The organism is Klebsiella sp. MS 92-3 (genome assembly GCF_000195655.1).
Lineage (GTDB): Bacteria > Pseudomonadota > Gammaproteobacteria > Enterobacterales > Enterobacteriaceae > Klebsiella > Klebsiella pneumoniae.
Genome location: NZ_GL882753.1, coordinates 1 through 10,879, shown reverse-complemented (window position 1 = coordinate 10,879; position 10,879 = coordinate 1). Strand labels below are relative to the sequence as shown.

Sequence of the window (10,879 nt, the reverse complement as noted above, 5' to 3'; positions counted from 1 at the left end):
AGCCAGCCGCGACATCGCCCGCGAGATGGCGGTCAGGTTCGAGCCGAGATTACGGTAGATGTACCACCCGGCGCAGCCGGTGATCGCCAGCGCCAGCAGCGCGGAAAGCAGAATAAACATACTGATGGAGCGCAGCTCCCGATGGCTCTGCGCCGCCCGCTGCTCTGAGGCTTCCGCCACCCGGGTCACGTACTGATTGATATCTTCGTTAAGCAACGCGACCAGCGCTTTGATGTGATACATGTACCAGCTGATCGTCAGGTCGCTCTCCTCCAGCTGGGCCGACAGCGGGGCCAGCGTCGCCAGCTCGCGGGTCACATCAGGGAGGACAAACGCCAGCGCGGGATCGGCGCTGCGTGTCGGCAGGGCGCCGCGCAGCTGGTCGAGTTGCAGGACGATCGACCGCGGCGTGACGGTATGGATCGCAGCCACGATCAGCCGGTCCATCTCGGCCAGCCGGCGCGGATCGATCGCCTTATCCCCGCCGCGATCGTTAAGATCGGCGAGATGGCGCAGGTTACTCTGATTCTGGTAAAGCGAACTCAGCAGCGCATTGCGCTGCAGATGGCGGCGCTGGCCGCGCTCCAGCATCTCCGCCACGCTCTGCTGCAGCGCGTTGCTGCGGCGAATAATATTGGCCACCCGCGCCTGCTCCTGCTGCGCCAGCGGGGCCGCCGCCAGCTGGGCCAGCGAGTGCTTCAGCGCCTGCTGCGTCGCCAGCAGCCGTTCCGCTTCGCTTTTGTACTCCAGCGCCCCCACCACCTGCGACAGGCGCACCGCCGCCGTGGCGACATTCGCCGTGTCCCGCGCCAGATCCATACTGCCGCGCATGTCGTTGAGAGTCTGGCGCTGCACCTGCTCCTGCAGCTGGCTGGCGTGGTGAAAGCCGAACACCGCCACGCCGCTGACCAACAGGGTGACCACGCCCATCAGCAGATTAAAGGAGAGCAGGCGGCCACGGGCGCTGGTGAAAAACGGGTGTCGGCGAGCGGTCATAACAACTCCGGTGAAGGATCGGTCGGCAGATAAGCGTGACGGTGCAGAAAATGACGCCGCGTAACTGTGATCGCGGTTAACTATTTATCACTATGACAAATATGAATGGATTCTGACATTCTGCATTTATTTTCCGGTGGTGGACTGCAGCTATTGTTCTTACAGACAGGAGCGCCGCGATGACCGCCACCCCGGTACTGGAAATGCGCCATATCGCCAAAGCTTTTGGCAAATTCTACGCGCTGAAGGGCGTCGACCTGACGGTCTGGCCCGGCGAGATCCATGCCCTGATGGGGGAGAACGGCGCCGGAAAAAGCACGCTAATGAAGATCCTCGCCGGCGCCTATACCGCCACCAGCGGCGAGATCCTGATCGACGGAAAACCGCAAACCATCCGCGGCCCCAAGGACGCGCTGGCCGCCGGGATCACATTGATCTACCAGGAGATGCAGCTGGCGCCGAACCTGACCGTCGCGGAAAACATTTTCCTCGGCAGCGAGCTGGCGCGCGGTGGTCTGGTGCAGCGCAAAGCCATGCTCAGCCAGGCGCAGGCGGTGATCGACCGTCTCGGCGCCCAGTTCAAAGCCAGCGACCGGGTGATGACCCTGACCATCGCCGAACAGCAGCAGGTGGAGATCGCTCGCGCCCTGCACCGTCAAAGCCGCATTCTGGTGATGGATGAACCCACCGCCGCCCTCTCCTCGCGGGAAACCCAGCGCCTGTTCGAGCTCATCCTGCGCCTGCGCGATGAGGGGATGGCGATCATCTATATCAGCCACCGCATGGCGGAAGTGTATGAGCTCTCCGACCGGGTCAGCGTCCTGCGCGATGGGCAGTATGTCGGCAGCCTGGTGCGCGACAAGCTCAACGCGCCGGAGCTGGTGCGCATGATGGTCGGTCGGCCGCTCAGCGATCTGTTCAATAAAGAACGGGACATTCCCCGCGGCCAGCCGCGCCTGCGGGTCGAGGATCTGACCGATGGCGGCAAGGTTAAGCCCAGCAGCCTGGTGGTGCATGCCGGCGAAATCGTCGGCCTCGCCGGGCTGGTCGGCGCCGGGCGTTCCGAACTGGCGCAGCTGATCTTCGGGGTGCGCAAAGCCACCGCCGGGGTGATTGAGATCGACGGCGAGCCGGTGGTGATCCACTCGCCGCGGGAAGCCATCGACCTCGGGATCGGCTTTCTGACCGAAAACCGCAAAGAACAGGGGTTGTTTCTCGAACTGGCAGCCCAGGAAAACATCACCATGGCGACGCTGGAGCGCGACGCGACCTGGGGGATGCTCAACCGCCGGAAGGCGCAAACCATCTCCGATGACGCCATCCAGTTGCTTAACATCCGCGTGCCGCACGCCCAGGTGCGCGCCGGCGGACTGTCCGGCGGCAACCAGCAGAAGCTGTTAATTTCGCGCTGGGTGGCGATTGGCCCGCGCATTCTAATCCTCGATGAACCCACCCGCGGCGTCGACGTCGGCGCGAAAAGCGAAATTTACCGCATCATGAACGACATGGCGCGCCAGGGCGTCGCCATTCTGATGATCTCCAGCGAGCTGCCCGAAGTGGTGGGCATGAGCGACCGGGTCTATGTGATGCGCGAGGGCGTTATCGCCGGCGAGCTACAGGCCGGTGATATTAGCCAGGAAAGTATCATGACGCTGGCCACCGGCGTGACCGATTCTCACCTTAAGGCAGGGCAACTATGAGCATACCGAAAGAGACCTCCGCGCCGGTCGCGAAATCCGCTTCGGCGAAAAAAATGTTGATGGGCGACCTGATGCAGACCGTCGGCATTCTGCCGATCCTCATCCTGATCGTCGCCGTTTTCGGCTTTATCGCCCCCAACTTTTTCACGGAAAGCAATCTGCTGAATATCACCCGCCAGGCCTCGATCAACATTGTGCTGGCGGCGGGAATGACCTTCATCATCCTCACCGGCGGCATTGACCTTTCCGTCGGCTCCATCCTTGGCACCACCGCAGTGGCCGCGATGGTGGTGTCGCTGATCCCGGCGTTTGCGTTGCTGTCGATTCCGGCGGCGCTGATGCTCGGCCTGCTGCTCGGCCTGTTCAACGGCGCGCTGGTCGCCTTCGCCGGGCTACCGCCGTTTATCGTCACCCTCGGCACCTACACGGCGCTGCGCGGCGCCGCCTATCTGCTGGCCGACGGCACCACGGTGATCAACTCCGATATCAGCTTCGAGTGGATCGGCAATGACTACCTCGGCCCAGTGCCCTGGCTGGTAGTCATCGCCCTGGCGGTGATCGCGGTGTGCTGGTTTATCCTGCGCCGCACCACCCTTGGGGTGCATATCTACGCGGTGGGCGGCAACATGCAGGCGGCGCGGCTGACCGGCATCAAAGTCTGGCTGGTGCTGCTGTTTGTCTATGGCATGAGCGGCCTGCTCTCCGGCCTTGGCGGGGTGATGAGCGCTTCGCGGCTGTACAGCGCCAACGGCAACCTCGGCGTCGGCTACGAGCTGGACGCCATCGCCGCGGTCATTCTCGGCGGCACCAGTTTCGTCGGCGGTATCGGCACCATCACCGGTACGCTGGTGGGGGCGCTAATTATCGCCACCCTCAATAACGGCATGACCCTGATGGGGGTCTCCTACTTCTGGCAACTGGTGATCAAAGGGGCGGTGATCATCATTGCGGTGCTGATCGACAAATACCGTACCCGACATCATCAAAGTGCATAACAACAACATCTTACCTGCGAGGAAAAGCGAATGCGTTTAAAACCGATAGTCACCGCGCTGTGTGCTGGCGCGCTGCTGGCCGCCTCCCCTTTTGCGTCGGCCAAAGAGCTGAAAGCGATTGGCGTGACGGTGGGCGACCTTGCCAACCCGTTCTTTGTACAGATCACCAAAGGGGCGGAGCTGGAGGCCCGCAAGCTGGCGGGGGATAACGTCAAAGTGACGCTGGTCTCCAGCGGCTACGATTTGGGCCAGCAGGTGGCGCAGATCGATAACTTTATCGCCGCCAAAGTCGATATGATCATCCTCAACGCCGCCGATTCGAAAGGCATTGGCCCGGCGGTGAAGCGGGCCAAAGAGGCCGGGATCGTGGTGGTGGCGGTTGACGTCGCCGCCGAAGGGGCCGACGCCACCATCACCTCCGATAACACCCAGGCGGGCGAGCTGGCCTGTAAATACATTAGCGACCGCCTGAACAACAAAGGCAACGTGGTGATCATCAACGGGCCGCCGGTCTCCGCCGTACAAAACCGCGTCGAAGGCTGCGAAACGGAGTTCAAAAAACACCCGGACATTAAAATCCTCTCCGCCAACCAGAACGCCAAAGGCAGCCGGGAAGGCGGCCTGGAGGTGATGACCTCCCTGCTGGCGGCCAATCCGAAGATTGACGGCGTGTTCGCGATCAACGATCCGACGGCGATTGGTGCCGATCTGGCAGCGAAACAGGCGCAGCGCAGCGAGTTCTTCATCGTCGGCGTCGACGGCAGCCCGGACGGCGAAGAGGCGCTGAAGCGTAAGAACTCGCTGTTCGTCGCCACCCCAGCGCAGGACCCACAGGTGATGGCAGCGAAGGCGGTGGAGATTGGCTACGACATCCTGCAGGGCAAACCTGCGCCGACCGCGCCGGTACTGATCCCGGTGACGATGATCGACAAAAATAACGTCAGCTCTTACAAAGGCTGGACCGTGAAATAAGCGCAACCAGGCGCACAATCGTTCCGCCGATTGTGCGCTACGCTTAACGAATATGACGGCGCGGAGTAGCGATCATGGAACGGAAAGGCATTATTGCCGCAGGCAACATGCTGGTCGATCATGTCCACCAGATCGGGCAGTGGCCGGAGCGCGGCTGGCTGGTGGAAATTGTCCATAGCGAACGCGCCACCGGCGGCGCGCCGCTGAATGTCCTGCTGACCCTGGCCAAAATGCACGCCGGGCTGCCGCTGCAGGCGGTCGGCCTGATTGGCGAGGATAACGATGGCGACTACATCACCGCCATGTTCGATCAGTACCATATCAATCGCCAGCTCGTACAGCGCACCAGCTCCGCCCCCACCTCGATGACCCAGGTGATGACCGACGCCGAAGGCCAGCGCACTTTCTTTCACTCTCCCGGCGCCAACCGCCTGCTTGATCTCCCGGCTTTTGAGCCGCTGGATGCGCCGCTGAAAATTTTCCATCTCGGCTATCTGCTGCTGCTCGAAAGCCTCGATCGCCCCGATGAAGTGTACGGCACCCGCAGCGCGCGACTGCTGGCGCAGATGCGCGAGCGAGGCTATGAGGTGTCCCTCGATCTGGTGTCGCGCAAGGGCGACCCGCGCTACCGGCCGCTGGTCCTGCCGGCGCTGAAGCATCTTGACTACCTGACCATCAATGAACTGGAAGCCAGCGAGTTTAGCGGGCTGGAGATTCGTCTACCCAACGGCGAGCCGCACGTCGCCAATATCGCCCGCGCCGCCAGCGCATTGCTTGACGCCGGCGTACGCCAGCGGGTAGTGATCCATTGTCCGGAGGGGGCATGGGGCGTCTCCCGTACCGAAGCCGGGCGCTGGGTACCGTCATGGCGGCTGCCGCCGGAGGAGATTATCGGCAGCGTCGGCGCGGGGGACGCCTTCTGCGCCGGCCTGCTGTACGGCAGCCACGAACGCTGGCCGTTAACCGCCAGTCTGCAGCTGGCCCACGCCTGCGCCCGCGCCAGCCTGCAGGCCGCCAACGCGATCGACGGCGCCAAAACGCTCCCTGAGCTGCAGGCGTTTATTCAGTTGCAGAATGTTTAGATCGAGTAGATCCCGCTATCAGGGCGATGCCACAGGAGAACGGCGTGTCATGGCGAGAAAAGGGATACGGTTTATTCAAATCACGCCTGTTTTACGCTGAGTTCAACAAGGGCGGGCCAGGTAACTAACTGCGCCACTCGGCCAGCACCTTTTCCAGTTTATCTAATGACTCAGCGCGTTTTATCGCTGGCATCTGATGAATATTGCGCAATTTCCACTGCACGGCAGGCAAATCCTGAATACGCATTTCCGGCGCTAAACGCCAGTCTGGTTCGCCTCGTTTAAATGACAGTAAAAAATCGACATCCTGTTGTGTGAAACAGGATTTTAACGCAGCAATCATCCTGTTGGGGACTGCTGTCAGTTCCTCCAGGGCTATCGTCTCAAATGTCATCCCGCTGAATTCACGGTAAAAAGGTTCAGCAATATCTTTCCAGCGAGGATTCAGCACTTCAGCCAGAGGCCGATTATGGCTCAGTAAATACGCGATAAACCCATTGAAAATGGGACGGTCAAGCTCCTGCGCATCAAGAAGTAATTTCACGTCATAAAAATCTCTGGGATGCTGGCGATCCAGCGCCGCGCATAATTTTCCACCGTAGAGGTCAGGCAACGAAACCACTGGAAGGCTGGCATAGCCAAAAACGTCCTCTACCGCCCCCACCACTTCTCGCTCCTGTGGTGGATATAATGTTCCCCGGGCGACCGGTGAAACCTCTATCTTTATTTGCGCGCTATCGGTAGTAACAATGACACGCATCTCATCTGAACGATTAGCTTGTAATACAGCGCTCATACCTGCCTGTTGTTGCAGATTGGCGGCAATACGTGCAAGCGCATCCCGTATATGAGGTAAAGCGATGGCTCTGCTTTCCAGGGGCACCCAGGCGAGGTCGATATCCACCGATAATCGAGGGAAATCGCGGATAAAGAGATTGATTGCAGTGCCACCTTTCAGCGCAAATTCCCGTTCGACAGCAACATAGGGTAAAACCTGCATTAGCAGAGCAACCTGCCGATAATAAGGCGCCTGTATATCCATATTTTTTATTCCTTTTGAAAGCGTTCAGGCACTGTGATTTGGTATTGAGCATTGAACTTTCCATTTTCCACGATTTGCCGCTTGCCCGCTCCCAGATCGATTTTTTGGCTATCGATTCGTTTGAGCCAGCCATGCTCGTAAAAACTGGCGAAGAAGAGATACAAACGCTTGGCCTGCACGGACTGGCTGACGGAAAGAAGATACTCTACTTTACGAGGATTAAGATTAACCAGCCCCTGGAAAAGCTCTGCAGCGTGGTTAAATGAGAGGGTCCCCGGCACCGCGCTCAGCAACTCGTAAGCAGCCAGTTCTGGCGCACTGCCGATGAGTTTTTTCCCTTTTATATCAAGCGTTACACGGTATCTATCATCCAGCACCGGCAGTTTTTTCCCCGATATGACTATCCACTCCACACCCGGGAATTCCCTGAACCATTTCGGCAGCAGCGCTTTATTTTCCACACTAAGCCAGCACTGGTTTTGTTTTAGCTGTAGATAGTGTGAACGGCCCTGCCAGACTAAGCTACTGAGCCCCGCAACATACACCGGAGCGGCAAGCTGATTTTGCAAACATGCTAATGCATCGTTCCACTCCGGCTCACGTCCCGCACGCGCATATACGCCGTTGCCTCTTTTTTTTAACCAGCCACTTTGCGCGTATTTAAAGGCCAGAGAGGGAGAGATGGCATGCTGGCTTAACCAGGACTGAAGGATCACATCTCCGGGAGCGCTGTTTTGCAGCAGCCAGTTTAATTTTGTTGCCATAGATTAACCCAGAGTGTCACTTTAATAAAAAAAGTAAACTCCCTGCGCCAAATAAAGTCAACAGCGGGTTGGCAGCAAACCCGCCCTACGCCGCCTTCTCGCTGTGGGTCACGTCGGCGGAAAAGACATAGCCCAGACCGCGCAGGGTTTTAATCAACGTCGGCTGATGCGGGTTGAGCTCAATTTTGCGCCGCAGGCGCATGATCAGCACATCGATGGTCCGGTCGAATACCTCGGTGCTTTCATTATGAGTCAGCGCCAGCAGCTGTTCGCGATTCAATACCCGGCGCGCGTTCTGCGCCAGCGCCAGCAGCAGGCCATATTCTCCCTGGGTCAGCGGGATCGCCTGCTGCTGCGGGTTATACAGTTCACAGCGCGTGGTATCCAGCCGCCAGCCGTTAAACGTCAGGCCAGCACCGGCGCCCGACGCCTCGCCGGCCAGCGCCCCGCTGCGTCGCAGTACCGCTTTCACCCGGGCGACCACCACCCGCGAGCTGAACGGTTTGGCGATGTAATCATCGGCGCCCATCTCCAGGCCCACCACCACATCAGACTCACTGCCCAGACCGGAGAGCATCACCACCGGCAGCTCAGGCCGCGTGCGCTGCAGCTGCTGGAGCACCTGCAGGCCATGGGTATCCGGCAGGATCATATCCAGTAAGACCAGCGCGATATCCGCCCGCTGCGCCACCGTCGTCAGCGCGTCGTTGCCGGTCTGGCTGACAAGCACTTCAAACGCGTGCGCGCCGAGCACATCGCTGAGCAGCTCGCCCATTGCCCTGTCATCATCCACCACTAAAATGACTGGTTTCATTTTTGCCTCTGCCCGCCGGGAATTAGTGTCAGTCTGATCGATTCTGCAAGCCTGCGCCGACAAATTCCTCTCCCGGTGACATTTTTTCAAGCGCCGTCACATCTCCAGGGTATCGACACGTCAAATCTGTCGACAGGCTGTTTTTCGTCAGCATTCCGCCCAAAAAACCCGCGTATCATCAAGGAATACCCACAATGAAAATATGGCATAGAAGATGCATAGTGACGGCGCGATAGCGCAAACGCGCCCATTGAATAACTGGAGCAAGACCGATGAAAAAAGTCGTCACGGTTTGCCCGTATTGCGCATCAGGTTGCAAAATCAACCTGGTGGTCGATAACGGCAAAATCGTTCGGGCTGAAGCGGCGCAGGGGAAAACCAACCAGGGAACCCTGTGCCTGAAGGGCTATTATGGCTGGGACTTCATTAACGATACCCAGATCCTAACGCCGCGCCTGAAAACCCCCATGATCCGCCGTCAACGCGGCGGCAAGCTGGAAGCCGTCTCCTGGGACGAGGCGCTGGATTACGTCGCCACCCGCCTCAGCGCCATTAAAGCCAAATATGGCCCGGATGCGATCCAAACCACCGGCTCCTCCCGCGGCACCGGTAATGAAACCAACTATGTGATGCAAAAATTCGCGCGCGCCGTTATTGGTACCAATAACGTCGACTGCTGCGCTCGCGTCTGACACGGCCCTTCGGTTGCAGGTCTGCACCAGTCGGTCGGTAACGGCGCCATGAGTAATGCCATCACGGAGATTGATAACACCGATCTGGTGTTTATCTTCGGTTACAACCCGGCGGATTCCCACCCTATCGTGGCGAATCACGTCATTAACGCTAAACGCAACGGGGCGAAAATTATCGTCTGCGACCCGCGCAAAATTGAAACCGCGCGCATCGCCGATATGCACATTGCGCTGAAGAACGGCTCGAACATCGCGCTGCTCAACGCCATTGGCCACGTGATTATTGAAGAGGATCTGTACGATAAATCCTTCGTCGCCAGCCGTTCCGAAGGCTTCGAGGAGTATCGCAAAATCGTTGAAGGCTATACGCCGGAGTCGGTGGAGGAGATCACCGGGGTCAGCGCCCAGGAGATCCGCGCCTGCGCCCGGATGTATGCCAGCGCCAAATCCGCCGCCATCCTGTGGGGCATGGGCGTCACCCAGTTCTACCAGGGCGTGGAGACGGTGCGGTCGCTGACCAGCCTCGCGATCCTCACCGGCAACCTCGGCAAGCCGAGCGTCGGCGTCAACCCGGTACGCGGCCAGAACAACGTTCAGGGCGCCTGCGATATGGGTGCGCTACCGGATACCTATCCGGGCTATCAGTACGTCAAGTTCCCGGAGAACCGCGAGAAATTCGCCAAAGCCTGGGGCGTGGAAAGCCTGCCTGCGCATACCGGCTATCGCATCAGCGAATTGCCGCACCGCGCGGCGCACGGTGAAGTGCGGGCGGCGTACATTATGGGTGAGGATCCGCTGCAGACCGACGCCGAACTCTCGGCGGTCCGCAAAGCGTTCGACGATCTGGAACTGGTTATCGTCCAAGACATTTTCATGACCAAAACCGCCTCCGCGGCCGACGTCATCCTGCCGTCCACCTCGTGGGGCGAGCACGAAGGCGTGTATACCGCAGCGGACCGCGGCTTCCAGCGCTTCTTTAAAGCGGTGGAGCCGAAGTGGGACCTGAAAACCGACTGGCAGATCATCAGCGAAATCGCCACCCGGATGGGCTATCCGATGCATTACAATAACACCCAGGAGATCTGGGACGAGTTGCGGCATCTGTGCCCGGACTTCTACGGCGCCACCTACGAGAAAATGGGTGAGCTCGGCTATGTCATGTGGCCGTGCCGCGATGAGTCCGACGCCGATCAGGGAACGTCGTATCTGTTTAAAGAGAAGTTCGATACCCCGAACGGACTGGCGCAGTTCTTCACCTGCGACTGGGTCGCGCCGATCGATAAGCTTACCGACGAGTATCCGATGGTATTGTCGACGGTGCGCGAGGTCGGCCACTACTCGTGCCGTTCAATGACCGGTAACTGCGCGGCGCTGGCGGCGCTGGCGGATGAACCAGGCTATGCGCAAATCAACACCGCCGACGCCGAACGGCTAGGCATTGAAGATGAAGAGCTGGTATGGGTCAATTCGCGTAAGGGGCGCATCATCACCCGCGCGCAGGTCAGCGATCGGCCGAATAAAGGCGCGGTGTACATGACCTACCAGTGGTGGATCGGCGCCTGTAACGAACTGGTCTCAGAGAACCTGAGTCCAATAACCAAAACGCCGGAGTACAAGTACTGCGCGGTCAACGTTGAGCGGATTGCCGATCAGCGCGCCGCGGAACAGTACGTGATCGACGAGTACAACAAGCTGAAATCCCGCCTGCGCGAAAGCGCGATGGGTTAAGGTTCGGCGGTCTGCCCCGGCTCGCGCGATGCGTAGGCCGGGTCAGGTGCAGCCGCCACCCGGCACACAAGCGGCTCCGTGTCCGCAGTCTGTC

Annotated in this window: 8 protein-coding genes and 1 pseudogene; 5 read left to right on the top strand and 4 right to left on the bottom strand. The window is 59.4% G+C overall.

Annotated elements, in window-relative coordinates:
• Nucleotides 1-996, bottom strand: a pseudogene (locus HMPREF9538_RS22025) (hybrid sensor histidine kinase/response regulator); the annotation flags it as partial.
• A gap of 179 nt (nt 997-1,175) precedes the next feature.
• Between HMPREF9538_RS22025 and HMPREF9538_RS22030 the strand changes: the two are divergent.
• From HMPREF9538_RS22030 to HMPREF9538_RS22045, 4 genes are all read left to right on the top strand, one after another.
• A complete protein-coding gene (locus HMPREF9538_RS22030; protein ID WP_004210021.1) occupies nt 1,176-2,696 on the top strand; it encodes a sugar ABC transporter ATP-binding protein in 1,521 nt (506 codons plus the stop codon).
• Entirely contained in the window at nt 2,693-3,691 is a 999-nt protein-coding gene (locus HMPREF9538_RS22035) for an ABC transporter permease subunit (RefSeq protein WP_002885172.1), read from the top strand. Before HMPREF9538_RS22030 ends, HMPREF9538_RS22035 begins: the two co-directional genes overlap by 4 nt.
• A 30-nt stretch (nt 3,692-3,721) precedes the next feature.
• Nucleotides 3,722-4,663, top strand: a complete 942-nt coding sequence (locus HMPREF9538_RS22040; RefSeq protein WP_002885156.1) for an ABC transporter substrate-binding protein — start codon at nt 3,722-3,724, stop codon at nt 4,661-4,663.
• 74 nt (nt 4,664-4,737) lie between these two features.
• The gene (locus HMPREF9538_RS22045; protein ID WP_009484222.1) at nt 4,738-5,745 is read left to right on the top strand and encodes a carbohydrate kinase family protein; all 1,008 of its coding nucleotides are present in this window, start codon (nt 4,738-4,740) and stop codon (nt 5,743-5,745) included.
• A gap of 124 nt (nt 5,746-5,869) precedes the next feature.
• Here the strand turns inward: HMPREF9538_RS22045 and HMPREF9538_RS22050 are convergent, their stop codons facing one another.
• From HMPREF9538_RS22050 to HMPREF9538_RS22060, 3 genes are all read right to left on the bottom strand, one after another.
• Complete coding sequence (locus HMPREF9538_RS22050; protein WP_004146663.1) at nt 5,870-6,787, bottom strand: nucleotidyl transferase AbiEii/AbiGii toxin family protein; 918 nt, start codon at nt 6,785-6,787, stop codon at nt 5,870-5,872.
• Nucleotides 6,788-6,792: 5 nt separating this feature from the next.
• Nucleotides 6,793-7,551, bottom strand: a complete 759-nt coding sequence (locus HMPREF9538_RS22055; protein ID WP_004177809.1) for a type IV toxin-antitoxin system AbiEi family antitoxin — start codon at nt 7,549-7,551, stop codon at nt 6,793-6,795.
• 85 nt (nt 7,552-7,636) lie between these two features.
• Nucleotides 7,637-8,365 (bottom strand): response regulator transcription factor, encoded by a 729-nt coding sequence (locus HMPREF9538_RS22060; protein ID WP_002885152.1) that lies wholly within the window; start codon nt 8,363-8,365, stop codon nt 7,637-7,639.
• A 272-nt stretch (nt 8,366-8,637) separates the two neighbouring features.
• Here HMPREF9538_RS22060 and HMPREF9538_RS22070 point away from each other — a divergent pair, with 272 nt between their 5' ends.
• The gene (locus HMPREF9538_RS22070; protein WP_012737173.1) at nt 8,638-10,785 is read left to right on the top strand and encodes a formate dehydrogenase H subunit alpha, selenocysteine-containing; all 2,148 of its coding nucleotides are present in this window, start codon (nt 8,638-8,640) and stop codon (nt 10,783-10,785) included.
• Nucleotides 10,786-10,879 lie beyond the last annotated feature (94 nt).